This window comes from Isoptericola sp. GX10416 (genome assembly GCF_056590155.1).
In genome coordinates this window covers 235447-260264 of the sequence record NZ_JBWPVO010000001.1, presented here as the reverse complement: position 1 = coordinate 260264, position 24818 = coordinate 235447, and the positions used below count along the sequence as shown (strand labels likewise).

Annotated in this window: 26 protein-coding genes; 21 read left to right on the top strand and 5 right to left on the bottom strand. The window is 72.7% G+C overall.

Annotated elements, in window-relative coordinates; translation table 11 throughout:
* Positions 1-23 precede the first annotated feature (23 nt).
* Complete coding sequence (gene aspS, locus ACWAT2_RS01260) at positions 24-1814, top strand: aspartate--tRNA ligase (protein WP_402371724.1); 1791 nt, start codon at positions 24-26, stop codon at positions 1812-1814.
* A gap of 9 nt (positions 1815-1823) precedes the next feature.
* Here the strand turns inward: aspS and ACWAT2_RS01255 are convergent, their stop codons facing one another.
* Positions 1824-3275 carry an FAD-dependent monooxygenase gene (locus ACWAT2_RS01255; RefSeq protein ID WP_402371725.1) on the bottom strand — a complete coding sequence of 484 codons (1452 nt, stop codon included), beginning with the start codon at positions 3273-3275 and terminating at the stop codon, positions 1824-1826.
* 119 nt (positions 3276-3394) lie between these two features.
* On the opposite strand from ACWAT2_RS01255, the gene ACWAT2_RS01250 reads away from it, so the two are divergent.
* The 11 genes from ACWAT2_RS01250 to aroB all read left to right on the top strand — a co-directional run bounded on the left by ACWAT2_RS01250 (position 3395) and on the right by aroB (position 14772).
* Positions 3395-4801, top strand: coding sequence for a replication-associated recombination protein A (locus ACWAT2_RS01250; RefSeq protein WP_402371727.1), 1407 nt, complete (start codon positions 3395-3397; stop codon positions 4799-4801).
* A 152-nt stretch (positions 4802-4953) separates the two neighbouring features.
* On the top strand, positions 4954-5580 hold the full coding sequence (rpsD, locus tag ACWAT2_RS01245) for a 30S ribosomal protein S4 (RefSeq protein WP_402371728.1): 627 nt from the start codon (positions 4954-4956) through the stop codon (positions 5578-5580).
* Between the two features lie 100 nt (positions 5581-5680).
* Positions 5681-6064, top strand: coding sequence for a DUF948 domain-containing protein (locus ACWAT2_RS01240; protein ID WP_402371729.1), 384 nt, complete (start codon positions 5681-5683; stop codon positions 6062-6064).
* Positions 6061-6447: a hypothetical protein gene (locus ACWAT2_RS01235; protein ID WP_402371731.1), complete on the top strand. Its 387-nt coding sequence runs from the start codon at positions 6061-6063 to the stop codon at positions 6445-6447. The genes ACWAT2_RS01240 and ACWAT2_RS01235 overlap by 4 nt, the downstream gene beginning before the upstream one ends.
* An 82-nt stretch (positions 6448-6529) precedes the next feature.
* Complete coding sequence (gene alaS, locus ACWAT2_RS01230) at positions 6530-9241, top strand: alanine--tRNA ligase (RefSeq protein WP_402371732.1); 2712 nt, start codon at positions 6530-6532, stop codon at positions 9239-9241.
* A 25-nt stretch (positions 9242-9266) separates the two neighbouring features.
* Positions 9267-9734 (top strand): Holliday junction resolvase RuvX, encoded by a 468-nt coding sequence (gene ruvX, locus ACWAT2_RS01225; RefSeq protein ID WP_402371733.1) that lies wholly within the window; start codon positions 9267-9269, stop codon positions 9732-9734.
* A 45-nt stretch (positions 9735-9779) separates the two neighbouring features.
* Complete coding sequence (gene mltG / locus ACWAT2_RS01220; protein ID WP_402371735.1) at positions 9780-10931, top strand: endolytic transglycosylase MltG; 1152 nt, start codon at positions 9780-9782, stop codon at positions 10929-10931.
* A 2-nt stretch (positions 10932-10933) separates the two neighbouring features.
* Positions 10934-11815, top strand: coding sequence for a shikimate dehydrogenase (locus ACWAT2_RS01215; RefSeq protein WP_402371737.1), 882 nt, complete (start codon positions 10934-10936; stop codon positions 11813-11815).
* Positions 11816-11891: 76 nt separating this feature from the next.
* A complete protein-coding gene (gene aroC / locus ACWAT2_RS01210) occupies positions 11892-13109 on the top strand; it encodes a chorismate synthase (RefSeq protein ID WP_402371739.1) in 1218 nt (405 codons plus the stop codon).
* On the top strand, positions 13106-13633 hold the full coding sequence (locus ACWAT2_RS01205) for a shikimate kinase (RefSeq protein ID WP_402371740.1): 528 nt from the start codon (positions 13106-13108) through the stop codon (positions 13631-13633). The genes aroC and ACWAT2_RS01205 overlap by 4 nt, the downstream gene beginning before the upstream one ends.
* Positions 13630-14772: a 3-dehydroquinate synthase gene (aroB, locus tag ACWAT2_RS01200; protein WP_402371741.1), complete on the top strand. Its 1143-nt coding sequence runs from the start codon at positions 13630-13632 to the stop codon at positions 14770-14772. Before ACWAT2_RS01205 ends, aroB begins: the two co-directional genes overlap by 4 nt.
* A gap of 16 nt (positions 14773-14788) precedes the next feature.
* On the opposite strand, the gene ACWAT2_RS01195 is transcribed toward aroB, so the two are convergent.
* Together ACWAT2_RS01195 and ACWAT2_RS01190 are read right to left on the bottom strand one after the other, a co-directional pair.
* On the bottom strand, positions 14789-15595 hold the full coding sequence (locus ACWAT2_RS01195; protein ID WP_402371742.1) for a glycerophosphodiester phosphodiesterase family protein: 807 nt from the start codon (positions 15593-15595) through the stop codon (positions 14789-14791).
* Positions 15592-16587: an alpha/beta hydrolase gene (locus tag ACWAT2_RS01190; RefSeq protein WP_402371743.1), complete on the bottom strand. Its 996-nt coding sequence runs from the start codon at positions 16585-16587 to the stop codon at positions 15592-15594. Before ACWAT2_RS01190 ends, ACWAT2_RS01195 begins: the two co-directional genes overlap by 4 nt.
* A gap of 99 nt (positions 16588-16686) precedes the next feature.
* On the opposite strand from ACWAT2_RS01190, the gene ACWAT2_RS01185 reads away from it, so the two are divergent.
* From ACWAT2_RS01185 to ACWAT2_RS01175, 3 genes are read left to right on the top strand one after another with little or no spacing between them, the layout of a single operon-like run.
* Entirely contained in the window at positions 16687-18063 is a 1377-nt protein-coding gene (locus tag ACWAT2_RS01185) for an MFS transporter (RefSeq protein ID WP_402371744.1), read from the top strand.
* 53 nt (positions 18064-18116) lie between these two features.
* Positions 18117-18470, top strand: a complete 354-nt coding sequence (locus ACWAT2_RS01180) for an iron chaperone (protein ID WP_402371746.1) — start codon at positions 18117-18119, stop codon at positions 18468-18470.
* Positions 18471-18475: 5 nt separating this feature from the next.
* Positions 18476-18913 (top strand): TIGR03668 family PPOX class F420-dependent oxidoreductase, encoded by a 438-nt coding sequence (locus ACWAT2_RS01175; protein ID WP_402371747.1) that lies wholly within the window; start codon positions 18476-18478, stop codon positions 18911-18913.
* Here the strand turns inward: ACWAT2_RS01175 and ACWAT2_RS01170 are convergent.
* Positions 18901-19476 (bottom strand): TetR/AcrR family transcriptional regulator, encoded by a 576-nt coding sequence (locus ACWAT2_RS01170; protein WP_402371748.1) that lies wholly within the window; start codon positions 19474-19476, stop codon positions 18901-18903. The genes ACWAT2_RS01175 and ACWAT2_RS01170 overlap by 13 nt on opposite strands.
* Positions 19477-19540: 64 nt before the next feature.
* On the opposite strand from ACWAT2_RS01170, the gene ACWAT2_RS01165 reads away from it, so the two are divergent.
* On the top strand, positions 19541-20491 hold the full coding sequence (locus ACWAT2_RS01165) for an SDR family oxidoreductase (RefSeq protein WP_480048361.1): 951 nt from the start codon (positions 19541-19543) through the stop codon (positions 20489-20491).
* Here the strand turns inward: ACWAT2_RS01165 and ACWAT2_RS01160 are convergent.
* Positions 20479-21867, bottom strand: coding sequence for an FAD-binding oxidoreductase (locus ACWAT2_RS01160; RefSeq protein ID WP_402371750.1), 1389 nt, complete (start codon positions 21865-21867; stop codon positions 20479-20481). The genes ACWAT2_RS01165 and ACWAT2_RS01160 overlap by 13 nt on opposite strands.
* Before the next feature lie 188 nt (positions 21868-22055).
* Here ACWAT2_RS01160 and ACWAT2_RS01155 point away from each other — a divergent pair, with 188 nt between their 5' ends.
* The 5 genes from ACWAT2_RS01155 (at position 22056) to nusB (ending at position 24726) form a co-directional block, all read left to right on the top strand.
* Entirely contained in the window at positions 22056-22520 is a 465-nt protein-coding gene (locus tag ACWAT2_RS01155; RefSeq protein ID WP_402371751.1) for a type II 3-dehydroquinate dehydratase, read from the top strand.
* A 60-nt stretch (positions 22521-22580) separates the two neighbouring features.
* Complete coding sequence (locus ACWAT2_RS01150; RefSeq protein WP_402371753.1) at positions 22581-23282, top strand: hypothetical protein; 702 nt, start codon at positions 22581-22583, stop codon at positions 23280-23282.
* 3 nt (positions 23283-23285) lie between these two features.
* The gene (locus ACWAT2_RS01145) at positions 23286-23657 is read left to right on the top strand and encodes a hypothetical protein (protein WP_402371754.1); all 372 of its coding nucleotides are present in this window, start codon (positions 23286-23288) and stop codon (positions 23655-23657) included.
* An 87-nt stretch (positions 23658-23744) separates the two neighbouring features.
* Positions 23745-24308, top strand: a complete 564-nt coding sequence (efp, locus tag ACWAT2_RS01140; RefSeq protein ID WP_402371756.1) for an elongation factor P — start codon at positions 23745-23747, stop codon at positions 24306-24308.
* A 1-nt stretch (position 24309) separates the two neighbouring features.
* Positions 24310-24726 (top strand): transcription antitermination factor NusB, encoded by a 417-nt coding sequence (gene nusB, locus ACWAT2_RS01135; protein WP_402371758.1) that lies wholly within the window; start codon positions 24310-24312, stop codon positions 24724-24726.
* The last annotated feature ends 92 nt before the right edge of the window (positions 24727-24818 follow it).

Sequence of the window (24818 nt, the reverse complement as noted above, 5' to 3'; positions counted from 1 at the left end):
ATCCCGTTCGAAAGGACCACTTCGTGCTCCGCACCCACACGGCCGGCTCACTGCGGGCCGAGCACATCGGCCAGACCGTCACCCTCACGGGCTGGGTCGATCGCCGCCGGGACCACGGAGGAGTGGCCTTCATCGACCTGCGCGACGCCTCCGGCATCGCCCAGGTCGTCATCCGTGACGAGTCGGTGGCGCACCCGCTGCGCGCCGAGTTCGTGCTGCAGGTCACCGGCGAGGTGTCCCGCCGTCCCGAGGGCAACGCGAACGAGAACCTCGCCACGGGTGAGGTCGAGGTCATCGCCACCGAGGTCGTGGTGCTGAACGAGTCCGCGCCGCTGCCGTTCCAGGTCTCGACGGCGCTGGCCGAGACCGAGCAGATCGGCGAGGAGGCCCGGCTCGCGCACCGCTACCTGGACATGCGCCGACCCGGACCTGCCGCGGCGCTGCGGCTGCGCTCGCAGGTCAACCAGGCTGCCCGCCGGGTCCTGGACGGTCACGAGTTCATCGAGGTCGAGACGCCGACGCTGACGCGATCCACGCCGGAGGGCGCCCGCGACTTCCTGGTCCCGGCCCGCCTCTCGCCCGGCTCCTGGTACGCGCTGCCGCAGTCGCCGCAGCTGTTCAAGCAGCTCCTCATGGTCGGCGGTGTCGAGCGCTACTACCAGATCGCCCGCTGCTACCGCGACGAGGACTTCCGTGCCGACCGCCAGCCGGAGTTCACCCAGCTCGACGTCGAGATGAGCTTCGTCGACCAGGACGACGTCATCGCGCTGACCGAGGAGCTCCTCGTCGCGCTGTGGAAGCTCGTCGACGTCGAGGTGCCCACCCCGATCGAGCGGATCACCTACGCCGAGGCGATGCGGCTGTACGGCACCGACAAGCCGGACCTGCGGTTCGCCAACCCGCTCGTCGAGCTCACCGACTACTTCGCCGAGACGCCGTTCCGCGTGTTCCAGAACGAGTACGTCGGCGCCGTCGTGATGCCCGGCGGCGCGTCGCAGCCGCGGCGCCAGTTCGACGCCTGGCAGGACTGGGCGAAGCAGCGCGGCGCTCGCGGTCTGGCCTACGTGACGTTCGCCGAGGACGGCACGCTCGGCGGCCCGGTCGCGAAGAACCTCTCCGACGCCGAGCGGGCCGGCCTCGCCGACGCCACCGGTGCGCGGCCCGGCGACGCCGTGTTCTTCGCCGCCGGCAGGACGGCGGACTCCCGCGCACTGCTCGGCGCGGCCCGGGTGGAGATCGCCGAGCGGACGGGGCAGATCGACGACGACGCCTGGGCGTTCGTGTGGGTCGTCGACGCCCCGCTGTTCAAGCCCACCGGGGAGGCTGCCGCCGAGGGGGACGTGGCGCTGGGCGACTCCGCCTGGACGGCGGTGCACCACGCGTTCACCTCGCCGAAGCCGGAGTGGCTCGACCGCTTCGAGTCGGACCCGGGGGAGGCGCTGGCCTACGCCTACGACATCGTCTGCAACGGCAACGAGATCGGCGGTGGATCGATCCGTATCCATCAGCGTGACGTGCAGGAGCGGGTCTTCGACGTCATGGGCATCGGCCCGGCGGAGGCGCAGGAGAAGTTCGGGTTCCTCCTGGACGCGTTCAAGTTCGGCGCGCCGCCGCACGGCGGGATCGCCTTCGGCTGGGACCGGATCGTGGCGCTGCTGACGAGGTCGCCGTCGATCCGCGACGTCATCGCCTTCCCGAAGTCGGGCGGCGGCTACGACCCGCTGACCAAGGCGCCGGCGCCGATCTCGGCGGAGCAGCGCAAGGAGGCCGGCGTGGACGCGGAGCCGGAGACGACGGGCCGGCCGGAGGCCTGACCTGCCGGCTCACCCGGGCACGACCGCGGCCAGGTAGCCGTCGGGACGGACCAGCAGCGTGCTGCGGTGCTGGTCCGCCCGACGGACGACCACGCGGTCCGCGGTCGAGACCTCGCCGGCCACGGCCGGCGGGTCCGAGGATGTCACGGCCGGGCCGGCAGCGGCCGACGGCGGTCGGACGAGGACGAAGCGGCCCTCGCGCAGCGCCTCGGCGAGCCGGTCGCCGTGCTCACCGGGGACCAGCGGGAGGTCCGGCACGCGGCGCCCGACGGATCGGTGCGCCCCGGCGGGCGGTGGATAGGCGACGCCGATCGCCGAGATCATCAGCACCGCTCGCCGTCGGACCGGTGTCACGTGGGACACCACGGCCGTCAGCAGGCGGCGCGCCCAGGCCACCGCGCGACCGGGGCGGGTGGCCAGCCGCAGGATCGTCCCGCTGGCCCGCAGCACCTGCCGGCCCACCGGATAGCGCTCCGTCTCGTAGGAGTCGAGCAGGGACTCGTCCGCCCCGTGGTGCACCGCGGCCAGCTTCCACGCCAGGTTCGCGGCGTCCTGCAGGCCGGTGTTCATACCGAGCCCACCGGCCGGGCTGTGGGCGTGCGCGGCGTCACCCGCGAGGAAGACCCGACCCGCGCGATAGGTCGTGGCCTGCCGCTCGTCGGCGGCGAACCGGGACGCGTAGCGCACCTCGTGCATGCCGTGGTCGTCGCCCAGGGTGGCGCGTGCGAGATCCCGGATCTCGTCCAGGTCGACCGGCTCGTCGGGGTCGCGTTCGCCGGACCAGCCGATGAACCGGTGCCAGCCGTCGCCGAACGGGACGAGGAACCCGAGGGCGTCGTCGCGGGCGGAGACCGTCAGCGTGTCGGACGGCGGCCGCGCGAGCCGGACGTCGCTGATCACCATCGAGCGGATCACGGTCTCGCCGGGGAACTCGACACCGACGGCCTGCCGCACGGTGGACCGCACGCCGTCCGTCCCCACCAGGTGGTCGGCGCGGAAGGTCGTGGCCCCCTCGGGGGTCGTCGCCCGGACCGTGACCGCGTCAGCGTCCTGGGTGATGCCTGTGACCTCGGTGTCGTGGCGGACGTGCACGCCGAGCTCGTCCAGGCGACGGCGCAGCAGGCGCTCCACCTCGTACTGCGGGGTGACCAGGACGAACGGGAACCTGCCGGGCAGGTCGTCCAGGTTCAGCCGGAGCCGGTCGAACAGCCGGAGGTCGCGCACGGTGCGACCGGTGCGGACCAGGTCGTCGGCGAGTCCGCGGGCGTCGAGCAGCTCGAGGGAGCGGGCGTGCACCGCGAAGGCTCGAGACAGGTTGCTGAGCGCCGCAGAGCGCTTCTCGAGGAGCACGACCTCGGTGCCGGCGGCGGCCAGGTCGCCCGCGAGCAGGAGCCCGGTGGGTCCGGCACCGACGACGATGACGCGGGTCTGCATGGGAGCCCCCTCGAACGACGACGTCATGTCGAGTGTCGGCCATCGACCGCGGCCGACGCCAGACGTCGGTGCGATCCCGAGGCCGGCGCAGGCTGTCCCCGTGCGGCGTGCCCGCGGGTGTGGGTGGTCCTCCGTAGGCTGGGGGCATGGACCTGTTCGACTCCGCGATCACCGGTCAGCACGGCACCCCGGTGACCACGCGGCCGGGTCCGGGTGCACCGCTCGCGGTCCGCATGCGCCCGTCCACCCTCGACGAGGTGACGGGCCAGTCCCACCTGCTCGTGCCTGGTTCGCCGCTGCGCCGGCTGGTCGAGCCTGCCGACGACTCGGCGCGCCGCGCCGCTCCGGGCTCCGTGATCCTGTGGGGACCGCCGGGAGTGGGCAAGACGACCCTCGGCTACCTGGTGGCCACCAGCTCCGGGCGCCGTTTCGTGGAGCTCTCCGCCGTGACCGCGGGCGTCAAGGACGTCCGGCAGGTCATCGAGGACGCCCGCCGCCGGCTGGCCACGGGTGGCGAGGAGACGGTCCTCTTCATCGACGAGGTGCACCGGTTCTCCAAGACCCAGCAGGACGCCCTGCTGCCCAGCGTCGAGAACCGTTGGGTGACGCTCGTGGCGGCCACCACCGAGAACCCGTCGTTCTCCGTCAACTCGCCGCTGCTGAGCAGGTCGCTCCTGCTGACCCTCAAGCCGCTCACCGCTGAGGACGTGCGCACGCTGGTCCGCCGCGCCGTGGCGGACGACCGAGGGCTGGGCGCCGCCGTGGTGCTCACCGACGACGCCGAGGACCAGCTCGTGCGGATGGCCGGCGGGGACGCCCGCAAGGCGCTGACCGTCCTCGAGGCCGCGGCCGGCGCGGTGCTGAGCGACGCCCCGGCCGACGGCGACACGGGGCGGGGCGACGCGGTCGTGGTCGATCTCGCCGCGGTCGAGCGCGCCGTCGACGTCGCGGCCGTGCGCTACGACCGTGACGGCGACCAGCACTACGACGTGATCTCCGCGTTCATCAAGTCGATCCGCGGGTCCGACGTCGACGCCGCCCTGCACTACCTGGCCCGGATGGTCGCGGCGGGGGAGGACCCGCGGTTCATCGCCAGGCGTCTCGTGATCTCGGCCGCGGAGGACGTCGGCATGGCGGACCCGTCCGCGCTGCAGACGGCGGTGGCGGCAGCGCAGGCCGTGCAGCTCATCGGGATGCCCGAGGGTCGGATCGTGCTCGCCGAGGCCGTGGTGCACCTGGCGTCGGCGCCCAAGTCGAACCGGGCGTACGCCGGGATCGGAGCGGCCCTGGAGGACGTGCGCGCGGGCCGGGTCGGTGTCGTGCCGGCGCACCTGCGGGACTCGCACTACGCCGGTGCCGAGTCGGTCGGGCACGGGAAGGGTTACGTCTACTCCCACGACCAGCCGCACGGCGTCGCCGCCCAGCAGTACCTGCCCGACGAGCTCGTGGGACGGCGCTACTACGAACCGACCGATCGGGGGTACGAACGGCAGATCTCGGAGCGTCTGGAGCGGATCCGTGGGCTGCTCTCCGGCGGGGAGAGCGTGAGGTAGCATGGTGGGGTTGCCCTCACGGCGACCACCTGGGACCTCGGCCCTGCGAGCACCTCGCTCCGACGGCTGGTCCCGCACCCGACACCCTCGGCTCACGCCGCAGGACGCCTCGGGTGTGACCTCACCATCCAACGACAGGACAGGAAGCAACTGTGACTGCTGTCACCAAGTCGCGCCGCCAGGTGCGCCTCAGCCGCAAGCTCGGCATCCCGCTGACCCCGAAGGCCGTCAAGCACTTCGAGAAGCGCCCCTACCCCCCGGGCGAGCACGGCCGTGCTCGCCGCCGCACCGAGTCGGACTACGCGGTGCGGCTCCGGGAGAAGCAGCGTCTGCGCGCGCAGTACGCGCTCCGCGAGAAGCAGCTGCTCAAGGTCTACGAGGTCGCCCGCAAGAACCCCGGCCTGACCGGTGAGGTCATGGTCGAGGACCTCGAGACCCGCCTGGACGCGCTCGTCCTGCGCAGCGGCTTCGCCCGCACGATCCTGCAGGCCCGCCAGGCGGTCACGCACCGCCACATCCTCGTCGACGGCAAGATCGTGGACCGCCCGTCGTTCCGCGTGAAGCCGGGCCAGACCCTTCAGGTCAAGCCCAAGTCGCAGACCACGACGCCGTTCCAGGTCGCTGCCGCCGGCGCGCACCGCGACGTCCTGCCGCAGCTCCCGGGCTACCTGGACGTCAGCCTGGAGAAGCTGTCGGCCACGCTGACGCGCGCCCCGAAGCGTGCCGAGGTCCCCGTGACGTGCGAGGTCCAGCTGGTCGTCGAGTTCTACGCCCGCTGACACCACCAGCATGCCGGCCGGACGCCCCGCCCCCCTCAGGGAGCGGGGCGTCCGTCGTTCTCGGATAGGGTGGCCCAGCACCCGATCGAGGAGATGACAGATGTCCGCTGGGGACGTGGCAGGGCTGGTCGCCGCCTTCGCGTTCGTGCTGCTCGTCGGCTTCCTGGCCGTCCCGCTCGTGAAGCTGGGCAGAGCCTTCGACGAGACCTCGCGATCCATCCGCGAGCTGACCGAGCACTCCGTGCCGATCCTGGACGAGGCGGCCACCACGGTCGCGTCGACCAACGAGCAGCTGGTCAAGGTCGACACGATCACGACGTCCGCGGCGGAGGTGAGCGAGAACGTCTCGGCGCTCGCCGGTCTGTACGCATCGACCCTGGGACGCCCGCTGATCAAGGTGGCGGCGTTCTCCTACGGCGTACGGCAGGCGTTCGGCAAGGCGTGGCGGAGGCAGTCCGCCGACGACGGCGGTGACGTGCGGTGATCCGCCGCCTGTTCTGGGTGGGTGTCGGCGTCACGATCACGGTCGTCGCCGTCCGTCAGGGACGCCGGGTCGTCGCGCGGTACACCCCGGAAGCCGTCGCCGACCGCGCCTCGGAGCTCGGCCGGACGGCGTCTCGCCGTACCGGCACGTTCCTGTCGTCGTTCCGGACCGAGTTCGGTGCGGCCCGCGACGCGCGCGAGGCGGAGCTCGTGGCGGCACTGCTGGCGGATGGCCAGGTGCACCCGGACGAGGTGCGTGCCGCGCGCCAGGGGGCACACGGGCGCCACGCGGCCCGTGACGCGTCGCCGTCGTCGGCTGCCGCGACCGCCGACCCGGAGGCCGAGATCGCGGCCGACGAGGACGAGCTCGGTTATTCGTTCTGAGCCCTGCCCGCCTCGGGGGATAATCCTGGCAGGGCCTGCCCGACCGTCGTCGGGCACCAACGACCACATCACGAAGGACATCATGCGTACCGCCGAGATCCGCAAGCGTTGGCTCGACTACTTCGAGTCGAAGGGGCACGAGATCGTGCCGAGCGTCCCCCTGGTCTCGCCGGACCCCACGATCCTCTTCACGATCGCCGGCATGGTGCCCTTCATCCCCTACATCCTCGGGACCGAGACCCCTCCGTGGCCGCGTGCCGCGAGCGTGCAGAAGTGCCTGCGCACCAACGACATCGAGAACGTGGGCCACACGACGCGGCACGGCACGTTCTTCCAGATGAACGGCAACTTCTCGTTCGGCGACTACTTCAAGCGCGAGGCGGTGGACTTCGCGTGGGAATTGCTGACCTCCGAGCAGGCGGCCGGTGGCTACGGCCTCGACGGTGACCGGCTGTGGGTCACGATCTGGGAGAAGGACGACGAGGCCTACGACGCCCTGACCAAGGGTGTCGGGATCGACCCGCGGCACATCGTGCGCCTGCCGCGCGAGGAGAACTTCTGGGACACCGGGCAGCCGGGTCCGGCCGGCCCCTGCGCGGAGTGGCACTACGACCGTGGCCCGGCCTACGGACCCGAGGCCGTGGGCGGCAACGTGGATCCGGGCGGCGACCGCTACCTGGAGCTCTGGAACCTCGTCTTCGACCAGTTCGTGCGCGGTGAGGGCCAGGGCAAGGACTACCCGCTGCTCGGCGAGCTCGAGCACAAGAGCATCGACACGGGCGCGGGCCTCGAGCGGATCGCCTACCTGCTGCAGGGCAAGGAGAACCTCTACGAGATCGACGAGGTCTACCCCGTCATCGCGACCGTGGAGGAGCTGTCGGGCAAGAGGTACAACGCTGCGGACACCCCGGAGGCTCGTCTGGACGACGTCCGGATGCGCGTCGTGGCTGACCACGTGCGCTCGGCGCTCATGGTCATCGGGGACGGCGTGAGCCCGTCCAACGAGGGGCGGGGGTACGTGCTGCGGCGGCTGATCCGGCGTGCGGTGCGCTCCGTGCGGCTCCTCGGCGTCGAGGACCAGGCGCTCCCCGCGCTGCTGCCCGTGTCGAAGGACGCGATGAAGGCCTCCTACCCCGAGCTCGAGACCGACTTCGCGCGGATCAGCGACGTGGCGTACGGCGAGGAGGACGCCTTCCGGCGCACCTTGGCCTCGGGGACGACGATCCTCGACACCGCGGTCTCGCGGGCCAAGCAGGAGTCCGACGGCGGCCCCGCCGTGCTGGGCGGTGGCGAGGCGTTCCGCCTACACGACACCTACGGGTTCCCGATCGACCTGACGCTCGAGATGGCCGCCGAGCAGGGCGTCCAGGTGGACGAGAAGGCCTTCCGCTCGTTGATGGCCGAGCAGAAGCAGCGTGCTCGGGCCGACGCCCTGGCGAAGAAGACCGGGCACGCCGACCTGCGTGCCTACGAAGGGCTGCAGAAGGCCCTGGCCGCGCCGGTCGAGTTCCTGGGATACACCGACGTCCAGGCGGCGGTGCAGGTCGAGGGGCTCCTCGTGGACGGCGTCCCGGAGCCGACGGCCACCGCGCCCGCGGACGTGGAGGTCGTGCTGGACCGTACCCCCTTCTACGCCGAGGCCGGCGGTCAGCTCGCCGACCAGGGGACGATCGCGCTGGACTCCGGCGCGATCGTCGAGGTCGACGACGTCCAGCGCCCGGTGGCGGGCCTGTCGGTGCATCGGGGCCGCCTGGTCGAGGGGACGGTGACCCTGGGCGACCCGGGTACCGCGACGATCGACACGGAGCGCCGCGTGGCGATCAGCCGTGCGCACTCGGCGACGCACATGATCCACAAGGCGCTGCACGAGATGGTCGGCCCGGACCGGACGCAGGCGGGCTCGGAGAACGCGCCGAGCCGGATCCGGTTCGACTTCCGTTCGCCGTCGTCCGTGCCGTCGTCGGTGCTCTCCGAGATCGAGCAGCGGGTCAACACCCGGCTCACGGAGAACCTCGAGGTGACGGACGCGACGATGTCGCTGTCCGCCGCCCGGGAGCTGGGCGCGATGGCGCTGTTCGGAGAGAAGTACGGCGACGACGTGCGGGTCGTCTCGATCGGTGGCGACTGGTCACGCGAGCTGTGCGGTGGCACCCACGTGCGTGCCACCGGAGAGCTCGGGCGCGTGGCGCTGCTGGGCGAGTCCTCGATCGGGTCCGGGGTGCGCCGGGTGGACGCGCTGGTGGGCGACGGCGCCTACGGCTTCCACGCCAAGGAGCACGCCCTGGTCGGTCAGCTCACCGGCATGCTCAACGCGCGCCCCGACGAGCTGACGGAACGTGTCGGCTCGCTGGTCGCGCGCCTCAAGGAGACGGAGAAGGAGCTTGCCGCGATGCGGCAGGGACAGCTCCTGGCCGCGGCGGGCGCGCTGGCCTCCGACGCGCCGCGGTTCGGCGAGGTCCGGGTGGTGGCGCACGACGCCGGCACGGTCGGTACCGCGGACGACCTGCGGGCGCTCGCGCTCGACGTGCGCGGCCGGCTCGGTGACGCGGACCCGGCAGTGGTGGCCGTGGCGGGCGTCGCGGCCGACCGCCCGCTGGTGGTGGTCGCGACGAACGCCGGTGCCCGCGACGCCGGGTTGCGTGCCGGTGACTTCGTCAAGGCCGCGGCGAAGACCCTCGGCGGCGGCGGCGGCGGCAAGCCGGACCTCGCGCAGGGGGGTGGCTCGGACGCTTCCGCCGTGCCGGCGGCCCTCGAGGGCGTGTCGGCTGCGGTGCGCGAGGCCGTCGGTGCCTGATCTTCCCCGCGGAGCCCGGCTCGGTGTGGATGTCGGCAAGGCCCGCATCGGCCTGGCCGGCTCCGATCCCGACGGTCTGATTGCCACCCCGGTGGAGACGGTCCCGCGCGTGCTGAAGGTGCCGACGACAGCGGATGGTGGCTCGGCTGTCACCCCCGACATCGCCCGGATCGCGCACGAGGTGTCCGAGAGGTTCGCGGCGGTCGTCTACGTCGGGCTCCCGCGGCACCTGTCCGGCCACGAGGGTGCGGCGACGGCGGACGCCCGAGGCTTCGCCGCGCGACTCGCCCGCGCGATCGATCCTGTCCCCGTCCACCTGGTGGATGAGAGAATGACCACGGTGACGGCTCACGCCCACCTGCGGGCGGCAGGAAAGAAAACTTCCCAGCACAGACCCGTGATTGATCAGGCCGCAGCCGTTATCATTCTGCAACATGCACTCGATGTGGAGCGGACCACGGCGGACCGGGCTGGCGAGCACGTCGATGCGTGAGCGACAGGTGACCACTGCACGGACGACCCGAAGGATGATTCCGGCGTGACGGACCTCTTCGAGCCCTCGACGGCACAGCGCCCGACGGCACCCCCGTCGCGGGCCCGCTCCTCCGCGAGCAAGCGTGCCGCACGCAAGCGCAGGCGCCGTCGCCAGCAGCGCACCGCCGTCATCATGGTGGTCCTGCTCGGCCTCCTGGGAGCCGGCGGCTACATCTTCTGGGACCGGCTCAGCAGCTCGCTGGACGGCTTCGACTTGGCGCTGTTCAACGGTGCGCCGGAGGACTACGAGGGTCCTGGCGCGGACCCGGTGCAAGTCGTCATCCCCGAGGGGGCGACCGGGTCGCAGATGGGACAGGTGCTCGCCGAGGCGGACGTCGTCGCCAGCGTCGGCGCCTTCAACGACGCCTTCGAGTCGGCGCCGGGCGCCGCGGGTATCCAACCGGGCACCTACGAGCTCCACACGCAGATGAGCGCCTCGGGTGCCGTCGAGGCCCTGTTGACGAACGAGAAGGTCGAGACCGAGGTCACGATCCCCGAGGGTTACACCGTCGAGCAGGTTGTCGACCGCGTCGCGTCGATCACGGAGTTCTCGCGCGAGGCGATCGAGGAGGCGCTGGCCGACCCGAAGGCCATCGGGCTGCCCAAGGCGGCCGACGGCAACGCCGAGGGCTGGCTGTTCCCCAAGACCTACAACGTGCAGCCCGACGACGAGGTCACCGACCTGCTGTCGACGATGATCGACCAGACCAAGGCCGAGCTGGACTCGCTGGGGGTCGACAAGGATGACCGGCAGGACGTGCTGACCAAGGCGTCCATCGTCGAGAAGGAAGCACCTGACGGATACCGGGGTGAGGTAGCGCGAGTGATCGAGAACCGCCTCGACCGAGGGTCACCGCTTGGCATGGACGCCGTCGACGCCTACGGACGCCAGAAGCCCGCGGACCAGATCACCGTGTCGGAGTTCAACGACAGCGACTTTCCCTACGCATCTCGTCAGCAGGTCGGTCTTCCGCCGACGCCGATCAGCAATCCTGGCGTGGCTTCGGTCGAGGCGGTCATCGATCCGCCCGAAGGTGGTTGGATTTGGTACGTCACCGTGAACTTGAACACTGGCGAGACGAAGTTCACGGACAACTATTCCGAGTTCGAGCAGTTCAAGTCCGAGTATCAAGCCTGGCAGGCGGAGAACAACTGACGATGACCGCGACCCGACGCGCGGCCGTCATCGGCCACCCCGTGGGCCACTCCCTGTCCCCGGTGTTGCACACCGCCGCCTACGACGCCCTCGGTCTGGAAGGTTGGGAGTACACGGCCGTCGACACGACGGTCGAGCGCCTGCCGGACGTCGTGCAGAAACTCGACCTCAGCTGGGCGGGCCTCAGCGTGACCATGCCGCTCAAGCACGCCGTGATGGACATGGTCGACCACGTCGACCCGCTGGCTCGGGCGGTCGGTGCCGTCAACACCGTCCTGGTCGGCCCGTCGCAGGGCGGCATCACGCTGACCGGGACCAACACGGACGTCCACGGGCTCGTCGAGGCGATCCGTGAGGGGCTGGCAGAGCGGCACGGCACCCGGCGTACGCCGGTGCGCGACGCCGTCGTGCTCGGTGGGGGAGCGACCGCCGCCTCGACGCTGGCCGCGCTCGGCGAGCTCGGCTGCACCACCCCGCTCGTGCTCGTGCGCAGCCTGGCCCGGGCCTCCGGGCTGCAGGAGGCGGCGGAGCGCATGGGTGTCACGCCCCGTTTCGAGGTGCTCGAGCCCGTCGCCGCGCCGGCAGCCCTGGCCCGCGCCGACGTCGTCGTCGCCACCATGCCCGCGCACGCCGCCGACCCCGTGGCGGACACGTTGCGCCTGCGCGGCGACCGCCCGGCCGGCGTGCTGCTGGACGTCGTCTACGATCCGCGACCCACCGCGCTCTCACAGGCATGGGCCGCGCCCGGCGGGACCGTCGTCGGCGGCGAGCGCATGCTGCTGCACCAGGCCGTCGAGCAGGTCCGCCTCATGACCGGACGTCCCGGCCCTGTGGCCGCGATGGACGCTGCCCTGCAGGGCGCGCTGACCGCCGAGGCCGTCTGACGGGACCGTCCGGCGCGACGTCCGGCATCCGGCCACGCGTCCCGGAGCCCGGGACGGGCGTGAAAGAATCGCGACCATGCTGCGCTGGTTGACCTCGGGAGAGTCGCACGGTCAGGCCCTGGTGGGAGTGATGGAGGGTCTGCCCGCGGGGGTGGTGCTCGTCACCTCCGACATCCAGGACGCTCTGGCCCGCCGCCGCCTCGGCTACGGCCGTGGCGCGCGGATGAAGTTCGAGCAGGACGCCGTGCGCGTCCTGGGCGGCCTGCGCCACGGCGTCACGCAGGGCGGCCCGCTCGCGATCGAGGTGGGCAACACCGAGTGGCCCAAGTGGGTCGAGGTGATGTCCGCCGACCCGGTCCCGCCGGAGGCGCTCAAGGTCGACGCCGGTACCGGTGATGAGCGCGAGATCGCCCGCAACCGTCCGCTGACCCGCCCCCGTCCCGGTCACGCCGATCTGGTGGGCATGCGCAAGTACGGGTTCGACGACGCCCGCCCCGTGCTGGAGCGCGCCAGCGCCCGCGAGACGGCCACGCGGGTGGCGCTCGGCGTGGCTGCGGCGAAGTTCCTGGAGCAGGCGCTCGGCGTCCGCCTGGTCAGCCACGTGACGTCCATCGGTCCCGTCGAGGTCCCCGAGGACGCCGACCTGCCGACGCCCGAGGACGTCGCGGCGCTCGACGCCGACCCGGTGCGCTGCTTCCATGCCGCGACGAGCGAGGCGATGGTCGCGGAGATCGACGCGTGCCGCAAGGACGGTGACACGCTCGGCGGGGTCGTGGAGGTGCTCGCCTACGGCGTACCCACCGGGCTCGGGACCTACGCCCACTCCGACCGCCGTCTCGACGCGCGCCTGGCCGCCACGCTCATGGGCATCCAGGCGATCAAGGGTGTCGCGGTCGGTGACGGGTTCCGGACGGCGCAGCGTCGCGGCTCGGCGGCGCACGACGAGATCGAGCGCGACGCCGACGGCCGGATCCGGCGTCGCTCCAACCGGGCGGGCGGCATCGAGGGCGGCATGTCCAACGGCGAGGTGGTGCGCGTCTCGGCGGCCATGAAGCCGATCTCCACCGTGCCGCGTGCCCTGGCCACCGTCGACGTCGCCACCGGCGAGGCCGTGACGGCCCACCACCAGCGCTCGGACGTCTGCGCCGTGCCGCCGGCCGCCGTCGTCGCCGAGGCGATGGTGGCGCTCGAGCTGGCGCAGGCCGCGCTGGAGAAGTTCGGCGGCGACTCGGTGGCCGAGGTCCGGCGCAACGCCGAGGCCTACCTCGCGTCCATCCCGGAGCTGCTGCGATGACGGAGGCACAGCCACGCCTGGTCCTGATCGGCCCGCCCGGCAGTGGCAAGACAACGGTCGGCACCATTCTCGCCCGGCGGCTGTCCACGGGGTTCCGGGACACCGACGCCGACGTCGAGGAGCAGGCGGGCAAGAGTGTCGCGGACATCTTCGTCGAGGATGGCGAGCCGCACTTCCGCGCGCTGGAACGCGAGGCCGTCACGACGGCGCTCGCCATGCACCCGGGCGTGCTGGCTCTCGGCGGTGGCGCGGTGATGGACTCCCACACCCAGAGCGCGCTGGCCGGCTACGCGGCGGGCGGCGGCGTCGTCGTCTTCCTGGACGTGTCGCTCGCCCAGGCTGCTCCGCGCGTGGGGTTCAACCAGGCCCGGCCGCTCCTCGTCGGCAACCCCCGGGCGCGCTGGGCCGAGCTCATGGAGGCCCGCCGCCCCACCTACGAACGGCTGGCCACGCTGCGCGTGCACTCGGACGGGCGCTCAGCGCACGAGATGGCCGAGACGATCCACCAGGAGGTACAGGCATGACGGTCCGCGTGACGGTGAACGGCGACAGGCACTACGACGTCGTGGTCGGACGGCACCTCCTCGGGGAGCTTCCCGGACTCCTGGGCCCGGACGTGCGCCGGGTGCTGGTCATGCACCCCGCCTCGCTGGAGGCCACCGGGGAGGCGGTCCGCGAGGACCTGGTCGCCCAGGGCTACGAGGCGTTCGCCGCGGAGCTGCCCGACGCCGAGGAGCAGAAGACGGCGCAGGTGGCCGCCTTCTGCTGGCAGGTCATGGGACAGGCCGACTTCACGCGTTCCGACGCGATCGTGGCGGTGGGCGGCGGCGCGACGACGGACCTTGCCGGGTTCGTGGCGGCCACCTGGCTGCGCGGCATCACGGTGGTGCACGTGCCGACCACGCTGCTCGCCATGGTCGACGCCGCGGTGGGCGGCAAGACCGGGATCAACACGGCCGAGGGCAAGAACCTCGTGGGCGCCTTCCACCCGCCGGCCGGCGTGCTGTGCGACCTGGCAGCCCTGGAGTCGCTCGACCGCTGGGACCTGGTAGCCGGCCTGGCCGAGGTGATCAAGACCGGCTTCATCGCCGATGAGCGCATCCTGGAGCTGGTCGCCGAGCACGCTGACGGACTGCGGGAGTGGGCGGGCGCCGACGCGACCGAGGAGACCTGGGCCGTGCTGACCGAGCTCATCGAGCGCTCGGTGCGGGTCAAGGCCCGGGTGGTGTCCGAGGACCTCACCGAGCAGGGGCTGCGGGAGATCCTCAACTACGGCCACACGCTCGGGCACGCGATCGAGCTGGTCGAGCGCTACCAGCTGCGGCACGGCGCCGCCGTGGCCGTCGGCATGGTCTTCGCGGCCGAGCTCGGCCGGCTCGGTGGCAAGCTGGACGACGCCGTCGTCGAGCGGCACCGGGAGATCCTCACCGCCGTCGGCCTGCCCACCACCTACCGCGGAGACCGCTGGGACCAGCTCCTCGCGGCGATGCGCCGCGACAAGAAGGCCCGCGGCGACCTGCTGCGCTTCGTCGTCCTGGACGACGTCGGCCGACCGGTCCGCCTCGAAGGGCCGGACCCGACGGTGCTCGCCGCCGCCTACGCGGAGATCTCGAAGGAGCCGCCGTCGGGCAACGCGGGGGTCCCGGTCCAGCTCGGCGCCTGACCCGTGCGCGGCGCGGTCACCACTGGCCGCGGGCGCGGAGCACGTCGCGCAGCAGGTCGGCACGGTCGGTGACCAGCCCGTCCACCCCCAGGTCGAGCAGCCGGTGCATCTCGGCCGGCTCGTTGACCGTCCAGACGTGCACGGCCCGCCCCGCCCGGTGCGCCGCGGCCACGGTCCGCGCGTCGACGACGGTCACGCGGTCCTCGACCACCGGCACCTGCAGGGCGTCCACCCGCCGCAGCGCGCGTCCCACCACCGGGCGGAGCCCCGCCCGGGCGCCCACCAGGAACCCGATCACCTCACCGCGCCCCGCGCTGGTGGCCACAGGCCGGGACAAGCGATCCAGCGCGGCCCGACGGCGGCGCGGCGAGAAGGACGTGACGCACACGCGGTCGTGGCTCGCCGTCGCCTCGATCGCCGCCACGACCGGTTCGATGCCCGAGTCGCCCTTGATGTCGATGTTGACGCGCAGCCCGGGCCAGGTGCCCAGCACGTCGGTCAGCAGCGGCACCGGCTCCGTGCCACCGATCCGCGCCCGGCGGACCTCGTCCCACGGCAGGTCGGCCACCAGGCCGGAACCGTCGGTGGTGCGGTCCAGGGACTCGTCGTGCAGGGCGACCGCGACGCCGTCGCGCGTGCCGTGGGCGTCGGTCTCCACGTACCGGTAGCCGAGGTCGATGGCCGCCGCGAAGGCCGCCATCGAGTTCTCCAGGTTCGCGTGCCCGTGCGAGAAGCCGCGGTGCGCCAGCGCCGCGACCGGTGGACGGCCGGTGGGCCCGGGCCGCCCGAAGTACGGGTGCCCCGAGGGCGACGCGCCGGTCATGCGGCCACCGCCGGCAGCCGATCGTCGAGGAAGCGCACGAGGGTCCCGAGGTACTCCTGGCGCGGGCCGTCCGCCGAGAGCGTCAGATCGTGCACGCCGCCGTCGACGACGACCTGGGTGACGTCGGGGCCGAGCCGCGGCGCGAGCCGGGCGATCTGCCGGGTGTCGAGCACCGTGTCCTGCCGGTCGAGGCCCGGGTTGTCGGGGCTGTCCGGGCCGGAGGACGCGGCCCGCGCCACCAGGACCGGGCCGGGGATGTCGAGACCCCGGGCCAGGCGCAGCTGGGCGCGCCGCACGGCCCGCAGCCACGCGGCACGGACGGGCTGCCCCTCGGGCTTCTTCAGGTCGGTGTCGAACCACCACCGGCCCCCGTTGTCCACGTGCTGGTACGTGGCGTAGACCGAGGGGTGGGTGCTCACGACCGCCAGGGGGCGCAGCCTGCCCAGCACTCCCAGCACGCCGGTGTTCACCTGCCGGGAAAGCCACGAGCCGGCCAGGTCCAGGAAGGGCGAGTTCAGCACGACGGCGTCGGGGCCGTTCGCACCGCGCGCGTGCGACCACATCGACGTGGTCAGCGCACCGGTGGAGTGCGCGTGCACGGCCACGCGCAGCCCTGGCTCGGCGGCGTGCACCCGGGCGAGCGCCGCGTCGAGGTCGCCCCCGAGCTCCTGCAGCGACGTCGTGAAGTGCGGTGGGATCCCCGCCTCGGCACCGGCGTCGTCGGCCGGGCGCAGCAGCGAGCGCCCGGCGCGCCGCAGGTCCACCGCGTAGAAGGCGTACCCCGCCTCGTGCAGGGCGTCCGCCAGGTGGTCCTGGAAGAAGTAGTCGTTGTACCCGTGCACGTGCAGCACGGCACCGCGCGGCGCGGACGGGCGCCCGGCACGCCGCACGAGCGTCGCGGGGCCGAGAGGAGCGGACACGAAGCCGTCGAGCAGCGGGTCGGGCTCCCAGGCGAGCTCGTCGGGCGGCGGGACGTCGGGCAGCGCTGGCACGTGGGTACCGTACGCCGACATCGCGGCCCGGCGCCCTGCGACGGGACCGACCGCGCGGCGCTACCCGCCGTTCACCCGGATGCGGCAGACTCGGCGCCCATGAGCGACGCCCCGCCGACGAAGCCGTCGGACCACGACTCCTCGCACCCCGTCGACGCGCTGCCCCCGGCCGAGCGCCGCCGCCGGGTGCGGTCGTGGGCACTGTGGGACTGGGCCACGCAACCCTTCAACACGGTGGTGCTCACCTTCGTCTTCACCGCGCTCTACCTCACGGGCGAGTCGTTCCTCGACCCCGCGGTCGTCGCACTCGGCTCGGACGCCCCGGAGTACACCCGGGCGCTCGCGGGCCTGACGAGCGCGCTGGGTGCCTGGATCGCCGTGGGCGGGGTGCTCGTCGCGCTGCTCGCCCCGGTGCTCGGCCGCCGGGCCGACGTCACGGGACGGCGCAAGGCCTGGCTGGGCGCGGGCACGATCCTTCTGGTCGTGTGCATGTTCGGGCTCGGGTTCGTCCGTGCCGACCCCGCCTACTTCGTCCTCGGCGCCGCGCTGATCTCCTTGGGCAGCGTGGCCAGCGAGATCGCCGGCGTGAACTACAACGCCATGCTCACCCAGGTCTCCACACCGCGGACCGTCGGCAGGGTCTCCGGTCTCGGCTGGGGTCTCGGCTACGTGGGCGGCATCGTCGCGCTGCTGGTGGTCGTCGTCGCCCAGGCATTCGACTTCTTCGGCATGCCGACCGACGACGGGCTCGGCTACCGGGCGATCGCCGTCGGCTGCGGGGTGTGGGCCGTCGCCTTCGCCTGGCCCCTGTTCCGGAACGTCCCGGAGGCCCCGCCCGCGGGCGACCGCCCCAGGGTGGGCTTCTTCGCCGGGTACGTCGAGCTGTGGCACGACGTCGTCGCGCTGTTCCGGACGTCGCGCACCACGTTCTGGTTCCTGCTCGCCAGCGCGGTCTACCGCGACGGGCTGGCCGGTGTCTTCACCTTCGGGGCGATCGTGGCGGCCGTGTCGTTCGGCTTCGCACCCGACCAGGTGATCGCGTTCGGCATCGTGGCGAACCTGCTGGCGGGGGCCAGCACGATCGTCGCCGGGCGCCTCGACGACCGCCTCGGCGCCCGCCGGGTGATCGTCTGGTCGCTCGCCGCGCTGGTGACCTGCGGCATCGTCGTCGTGGCGCTGCACACGCTGGGCGGGATCGTCTTCTGGGTCGCCGGGCTGGCCCTGACCTGCTTCGTCGGACCGGCGCAGACGGCCTCACGGTCTTTCCTCGCCCGGCTGACCCCCGCCGGCCAGGAGTCGGAGATCTTCGGCCTGTACGCGACGACGGGTCGCGCGGTGTCGTTCCTGACACCGGCGCTGTGGGGCCTCGTCATCGCGCTGACCGGCGCCACGATCTGGGGCGTGCTGGCCATCGTGGCCGTCATCCTGGCGGGCCTGGTGCTCATGCTGGTCGTCACCGACCCGGCCGAGGCCTGAGGGACGGGCACCCCGGACCGGCGCGGACGGCCACGGTGGCTCAGGATGGAGGCATGGGCCAGGTGAGCGAGTACGTCGAGTCCCTCGAGGAGCCGGAGGCGTCGGCCGTACGGCGGGTGCTCGACCGGGCCCGCACGATCGTGCCGCAGGCCCAGGAGGGGGCCGGCTACGGCATGCCCGCCCTCCGGTACCGGGACAGCCCGCTGATCAGCGTGATGCGGACGAAGAAGCACATCGGCGTCTACCCGTTCAGCCCGCCCGTGATCGAGGCGGTGGTCGCCGACCTCGAAGGCTTCCACGTCACCAAGGGCTCGATCGGCTTCCCGCTGGACCGCCCGCTGCCCGACGCGGTGATCGACCGGCTCGTGCGGCTGCGACGGGACGAGATCGACGCGATGCGGGCGTAGCGGCGGTGCCCGCCCTCGACGTCGCCGAGTGCCGTCGCCGGTTCGCCGGGGCACGGCGCGCCGTGCTCGCCACGGCCGACGCGGACGGCGCTCCGCACCTGGTCCCGGTCACCTTCGCCCTGCTCGGTGGCCAGGACGGCACGCAGCTCGTGTCCGCCGTCGACCACAAGCCCAAGTCCACCACCGACCTGCGGCGGCTGCGCAACCTCGCCGCGAACCCCCGGGCCGCGCTGCTGGTCGACGCCTACGACGAGGACTGGGCGCGCCTGTGGTGGGTCCGTGCGGACGGGCCCGCCTCGGTCGAGCACGACGGCCCGGCCCGCGAGATCGCGCTGGACGCGCTCTCGGGCCGCTACCCGCCGTACCGCGAGCGCCGCCCCACCGGCCCGGTGGTCAGGGTGCACGTCGACCGGTGGACGGGCTGGACGGCTCAGGGAGCCTGAACGGCCCGCGCCAGGACGACGGCGTGACGGACCGTGGCGGCGCGCCTGTCGTCCCTGTCGTCGTCGGGTGTGACGAGCGCCGTGAGGCCCGCCAGCGTCCATGCGCCGGTGACCAGGGTGATCACCGACAGCAGGAGGTGGCGGGCGGCCTTCTCGTCGGCGGTGGGCAGGGCGTCCTGCAGACGCCTCGTGACGTCGGCGCACGCCGACGTCCGGTGCGCGGCGGCGGCGGGTCCGTCGAGCTCGAGACCCTCCCAGGCGAGCAGGCGGGCGACGTCCGGGTCGGCGACGTAGCGGTCCCACAGGAGCCCGGCCCACGCGCCGACCGCTTCCGGCCCGGTACCCGGGACCTCGAGGTCGTCGAGCAGCCCGTCGAGCCGGTGGGCCAGCACCTGGTCGAAGAACTTCCGCTTGCTGCCGAAGTAGGCGTACAGGCGTTCCTTGTTCACCCCCGAGTCGCGGCCGATGTCGGCGACCGACGTGCCGGCGAACCCGGTAGCGGCGAACTGTCTGCTGCCCGCGTCCAGCAGGCGCTCGCGGGTGCGGGCGGTGTCCCAGGGCATGTGCACATCCTAGACTCCAACCGATCGGTTGGGATATGGTCGCGTTCCAACTGAACGTTTGGAGATGATCGTGAGAGCACTGGTCGTGGGCGCCCGTGGCGCGGTCGGGCGACATGTCGTGGACGCGCTGCGGTCGGTCGGGCACGACGTCACCCCAGCGGGCCGGTCGGGGGCCGACGGCGGCGCTCTCGTCGACCTGACGGCGAGCGACGGCCGGGACCAGCTCGGCCGTGCCGCTGCCGGGCACGACGTGGTGGTCAACGCCTCGGGCATCGAGGACGCTCGGATCGCCGGGGTGCTGGGAGGCGCGGCCCTGGTGGACATCAGCGCGTCCAGCTCGTATCTCGTCGGCCTCCGTGCGGCGGTTCCTGCTGGCGTGTCCGCGGTGCTCGGTGCCGGGCTCGTGCCAGGACTGTCCACGGTCCTGATCTCCGCGACGGGAGCGCGCCGCGGCGACGAGGTCGACCTGGCCGTGATGCTGGGATCCGGGGAGAAGCACGGGGCGGCCGCGGTGGCGTGGACGGAGGGCCTCGTCGGCACCGCGCTGCACGCGCCGCCCGAGGGCGGGCACGTGCGCAACCTGCACGAGCGGCGACGCATCGTCGGGCCCGACGGGCGACGTCGCACCCACCTGCGCGCGGATCTGGCCGACCACGTGCTGAGGGACGATCTCGTCGTCCGGTCGTGGCTGACGTTCTCCAGTGCCACGGCGACCGCAGCCGTGGCGATCGTCGGCGGGCTCGGGCGGGGGAGGCGACTCATCGGCGGAGCGCCGCCGATCGGCTCGGACGCCTGGAGTCTCCAGGCGACCGTCCGGAGGGACGGTCGGCAGCTGGCCGCGGTCGGGTCCGGGCAGTCGCGGGCCACCGGCCTGCTCACCGCGCTGGCCGCCGAGCGCGTCGTGGACGTCGCGCCCGGCCGCTGCGTGACGATGGCCGACCTCGTCACCGCCGAGGAGGCAGTCGGTGCACTGGGGCCGACGGCGACCGGGTCGACGACGGCTCAGGAAGCCTGAACGGGCTCGACGTTGAGGTTGCCCCTGAAGAGGTTGTGCGGGTCGTACGTCGCCTTGAGCGCCGCCAGCCGGCGGCCGGTGGCTCCGGGGTAGGCGTCCGCGAGCCGTGCCGGGTCGCCGTCCGGCACGAAGTTGACGTAGGCGCCCGGCCGGCCCGCGCGCAGCCGGTCGGCGAGATCGGACGCCCACCCGCGGTGCTCGGCCACCGCGGCGGCCGTCCGATCGGCCGCGGCCACGACGCCGGTGATCGCGGCGTCGCGGTGGGCGAACGCGGTGGCGTCGGCTGGGACGTCGGCGACGGCTCCGCCGAGCACCCGTAGCTGCACCGCCCGCATCATGGCGGTGCTCGACTCCAGGGCGGCCAGGAGCTCGGCGGCACGCGACTCGTCGAGGTCGTCGGCGAAGAAGGAGCTGTTGTGCATCGCCAGGGGCGGGCCCTCCGGACCGACCAGCAGCCCTGGGTACGGGCCGGGGGCCACCAGGTCGGCGAGCACGCCACCCTCTTGGTCGCCGAGCGCGCGCAGGGGCGCGACGGCCGCCTCCGCCTCGTCGACGTCGCCCGACCAGCACAGGTTCACCATGGCGATGAGCCGGCCGTGGACCTCGGCGGGCAGGAACGGCATCGGCGGCGCCACCATGACCATGACGATGGCCGCCAGCTCGCGGGGAGCCGCCCGCAGCAGGGAGACCGCTCCCGCCACGGAGGCCGGCGTCCCCGGCAGGATCAGGGGACCGCCGACGACGGTACCGAGCTCGTGGACGTCGAACGTCAGCTCGGTGACGACTCCGAGGTTCCCGCCACCGCCCCGGATCCCCCAGAACAGCTCCGGGTTCGAATCAGGGGAGGCGAGCCGGACCTCGCCGTCGGCCGTGACGACCTGTGCGGCCCGCAAGGAGTCGATCGTCATGCCGAGCCGGCGGGACAGGAAGCCGACGCCGCCGCCCAGCGTGATGCCGGCGACGCCGACCGTCCCGGTGTCGCCGAACGGCGTGACCAGGCCGTGCGCGGCCGTCGCCGCCGTGTAGGCGCCGGCCGTGGTCCCGCCCCCGGCGGTCGCCGTGCCGGCGTCGTGGTCGATCCGGACCGTGTCGAGGCCACGGACGTCGAGGACCAGCGCGCCGTGCTGCCGGCCGCGGCCGAGGGCGGAGTGCCCGCCGGAGCGGACCGCGAGCTCGAGCCCGTTCTCGGCGGCGAACCGGACGGTGCGGGCCACGCCGGTGGTGTCGGTGGGGCGCACGACGGCGGTCGGCACGGCGTCGACCCCGCCGAGCCGGATCTGGTGCGCTGCCTCGAACGCGTCGGCCTCCGGGGTCAGGACGGTGGCGGTGCCGTCGAGGGCGGCGCGCAGCGCGGACGGGGGCGGGGTGCTGGTCATGGTGTCTCCAGGTGGGTGGGAGCGAGCAGGCGGTTCCGGTCAGGAGGACCGCGCGGGCGGCGAGTTCTCATCGGCCTCCTCGTCACCGGCGCTCACCAGCGTCGGACCTCGAGCGGGCTTGAGGTCAAGGGGGAAGCCGGTGTGTCGGCGCGAGCCGTCACGGCACGGGGGTGAGTACGCTCACGCCCATGACAGTCGACGGCCGCGCGGCGCGCGTGATGATCCTCAACGGTCCCAACCTCGGGCGCCTCGGGGTGCGAGAGCCGGAGATCTACGGCCACGCGTCCATGGCCGACCTGGAGCGGGAGGCGGCGCACTGGGGGAGCGACCTGGACCTCGCCGTCCAGGTGCGCCAGACCGACGACGAGTCGACCCTGGTGGGCTGGTTGCACGAGGCCGTGGACATCCGCTCCAACGTTGTGCTCAACCCTGCAGCCTTTACCCACTACAGCTACGCCTTGCGTGACGCCGCCGCGCAGGTGACCACCTCGGGGCTCGTTCTCGTCGAGGTCCACCTGTCGAACCCGGCGTCGCGCGAGTCCTTCCGGCATTACTCCGTCGTCGCGGGCATCGCGACGGGGACCGTGGCAGGGTTCGGTTTCGACTCGTACCGTCTCGCCCTGAGTGCGGTTTCACACAAGGTCAGGGGCTAGAGCGGCGCTGATCAAGCCTCGACCCTTGATAGATGCCAATCAAGGGTGTAGCCTTAATGAATGATCGTCCTTACCGTCGACCAGAAGGCGAGCACCACGCGCGGGGACCTCGTGCCCGCCCTCCTCGAGCGCCTGCGGGCGAGGATCTCTGCCGACCGTGGTGCAGATGCCGCCCTCGTCCTGCCCTTCGAGCGGACGGTCGGCGACGAGGTCCAGGGCGTCCTCGCGGCCGACGACGACGGCGCGCGGGTGGCGGTAGGTCTGATCGCCGACCTCCTGCGCGACGGTGGCTGGTCGGTCGGCGTCGGCGTCGGCGGGGTGGACGAGCCCCTGCCCACGAGCTCCCGTGCCGCCGCCGGGCCCGCGTTCGTCCGGGCCCGCGCGGCCGTCGAGGACGCGAAAGGTCGGGGCAGCTCGGCGCCGATCGCCGTCGTCGGCCCCCAGGACGAGCCCGCGGCCACCATCGCGAGGGACGCCCAGGCGCTGCTGCGGCTCCTGGGTGCCGTAGCGGCGCGTCGGTCCGACGCCGGGTGGGAGGCCGTCGATACGCTCGCCGAGCACGAAGGGGTGGATGCCCCGCAACGGGCGACCGCCGCGCGGCTCGGTGTGAGCGAGCAGGCCGTCAGTCAACGGCTGCGGACCGCACTGTGGGCCGAGGAGCTGGCGTCGAGGCCGCTCGCCGGGCGCCTGCTGCGGGCGGCGGACGCCGCAGCGACCGCCGTGGACGACCGTCCGGACGGACCGCACGACGACGAGGAGTGACTGGTGGCGACTGGCCTGGCGATCGCGGGCATCTCGGCAGCCGTGCTGGCCCTGAGCGTGGGGCTCGGCGCATGGCTCGTCCCGCTGGTGCTCCGGCACGCCGAGTCCGGACAGACGGCACGGGCCGAGGCGCTGGCCGTGCTGGGCAACGGCACCTGGCTCGGCCTGCTGGAACGGTTCTCCATCACCGGGACGATCCTGGCCGGCTATCCCGAGGGCGTCGCGGTGGTCGTGGCAGTCAAGGCGCTGGGCCGGTTGCCGGAGCTGCGCGAGCACCCCGTCGCGGGCGAGCGTTTCGTCGTCGGCACCCTCGCGTCCCTGGTGTGGGCGGCGGCACTCGGGCTGGCCGGGCACGCAGTCGTCGGCGCGCTGTAGGATGTTCCGGGCCTATCGTGGGCGCCGCACGCTTTTCCGACAGGCTCACCGCCTGACCCCGAGACACCGCCGAGGACAGACAAGAACGTGGCTACCTCCAACGACATCAAGAACGGCACCGTGCTGCGCATCGACGGGCAGCTGTGGTCGATCCTCGAGTTCCAGCACGTCAAGCCGGGCAAGGGGGGCGCGTTCGTCCGGACCAAGATGAAGAACGTGCTCTCGGGCAAGGTCGTCGACAAGACGTTCAACGCGGGCACCAAGGTCGAGACGGCGAACGTCGACCGTCGCGACTTCCAGTACCTGTACATGGACGGCACCGACTTCGTGTTCATGGACACCGACACCTACGACCAGATCATGGTGCCGGCCGCCACCGTCGGTGACGCCAAGGACTACATGCTCGAGGGCATGAGCATCATGATCGCGTCGAACGAGGGCCAGCCCCTCTACGTCGAGCTGCCGTCGTCCGTCGTGCTCGAGATCACCTACACCGAGCCGGGGCTCCAGGGCGACCGTTCCACGGGCGGCACCAAGCCGGCGACCCTCGAGACGGGCGCGGAGATCCAGGTGCCGCTGTTCCTCGACCAGGGCACCAAGGTCAAGGTCGACACCCGTGACGGTTCGTACCTCGGCCGTGTGAACGACTGACATGGCCTCCCGCACCAAGGCCCGCAAGCGGGCCGCCGACATCCTCTTCGAGTCGGAGGCACGGGGTGTCGACCCGCTCGTGCTGCTGCAGGACCGCGTCCTCGAGCCGCACGCCGAAGCCTCGGTGCCGCAGTACACCGTCGACCTCGTTGAGGGTGTCGTCGCGCACCGGGAGCGCATCGACGAGCTGCTCGAGACCTACTCGCGCGGGTGGACGATCGCCCGGATGCCAGCGGTCGACCGCGCGCTGCTGCGGGTGGGGACGTTCGAGCTGATCTTCAACGACGACATCCCGGACGCCGTCGCGGTGGACGAGGCCGTGGACCTGGCCCACGAGCTGTCGACCGACGACTCTCCGGCCTTCGTCAACGGCCTCCTGGGGCGCCTCCTCGAGATCAAGCCGACCCTGCTCGCCTGACGGGCGCGGAGCTCGGCGTGCCGGGGACGCCGGTGTGACGCAGCCGACGACCACATGCTGGTCGTCGGCTGCCTCGTCCCCGGACCAGCGGG

Excerpts from the sequence above, each read along its gene's own strand:
- ACWAT2_RS01255 (WP_402371725.1), bottom strand. The coding sequence starts at position 3,275 with ATGACGTCGTCGTTCGAGGGGGCTCCCATGCAGACCCGCGTCATCGTC.
- ACWAT2_RS01250 (WP_402371727.1), top strand. The coding sequence starts at position 3,395 with ATGGACCTGTTCGACTCCGCGATCACCGGTCAGCACGGCACCCCGGTG.
- ACWAT2_RS01240 (WP_402371729.1), top strand. The coding sequence starts at position 5,681 with ATGTCCGCTGGGGACGTGGCAGGGCTGGTCGCCGCCTTCGCGTTCGTG.
- alaS (WP_402371732.1), top strand. The coding sequence starts at position 6,530 with ATGCGTACCGCCGAGATCCGCAAGCGTTGGCTCGACTACTTCGAGTCG.
- ACWAT2_RS01215 (WP_402371737.1), top strand. The coding sequence starts at position 10,934 with ATGACCGCGACCCGACGCGCGGCCGTCATCGGCCACCCCGTGGGCCAC.
- aroC (WP_402371739.1), top strand. The coding sequence starts at position 11,892 with ATGCTGCGCTGGTTGACCTCGGGAGAGTCGCACGGTCAGGCCCTGGTG.
- ACWAT2_RS01205 (WP_402371740.1), top strand. The coding sequence starts at position 13,106 with ATGACGGAGGCACAGCCACGCCTGGTCCTGATCGGCCCGCCCGGCAGT.
- aroB (WP_402371741.1), top strand. The coding sequence starts at position 13,630 with ATGACGGTCCGCGTGACGGTGAACGGCGACAGGCACTACGACGTCGTG.
- ACWAT2_RS01195 (WP_402371742.1), bottom strand. The coding sequence starts at position 15,595 with ATGACCGGCGCGTCGCCCTCGGGGCACCCGTACTTCGGGCGGCCCGGG.
- ACWAT2_RS01185 (WP_402371744.1), top strand. The coding sequence starts at position 16,687 with ATGAGCGACGCCCCGCCGACGAAGCCGTCGGACCACGACTCCTCGCAC.
- ACWAT2_RS01180 (WP_402371746.1), top strand. The coding sequence starts at position 18,117 with ATGGGCCAGGTGAGCGAGTACGTCGAGTCCCTCGAGGAGCCGGAGGCG.
- ACWAT2_RS01170 (WP_402371748.1), bottom strand. The coding sequence starts at position 19,476 with ATGCCCTGGGACACCGCCCGCACCCGCGAGCGCCTGCTGGACGCGGGC.
- ACWAT2_RS01165 (WP_480048361.1), top strand. The coding sequence starts at position 19,541 with ATGATCGTGAGAGCACTGGTCGTGGGCGCCCGTGGCGCGGTCGGGCGA.
- ACWAT2_RS01160 (WP_402371750.1), bottom strand. The coding sequence starts at position 21,867 with ATGACCAGCACCCCGCCCCCGTCCGCGCTGCGCGCCGCCCTCGACGGC.
- ACWAT2_RS01155 (WP_402371751.1), top strand. The coding sequence starts at position 22,056 with ATGACAGTCGACGGCCGCGCGGCGCGCGTGATGATCCTCAACGGTCCC.
- ACWAT2_RS01150 (WP_402371753.1), top strand. The coding sequence starts at position 22,581 with ATGATCGTCCTTACCGTCGACCAGAAGGCGAGCACCACGCGCGGGGAC.
- nusB (WP_402371758.1), top strand. The coding sequence starts at position 24,310 with ATGGCCTCCCGCACCAAGGCCCGCAAGCGGGCCGCCGACATCCTCTTC.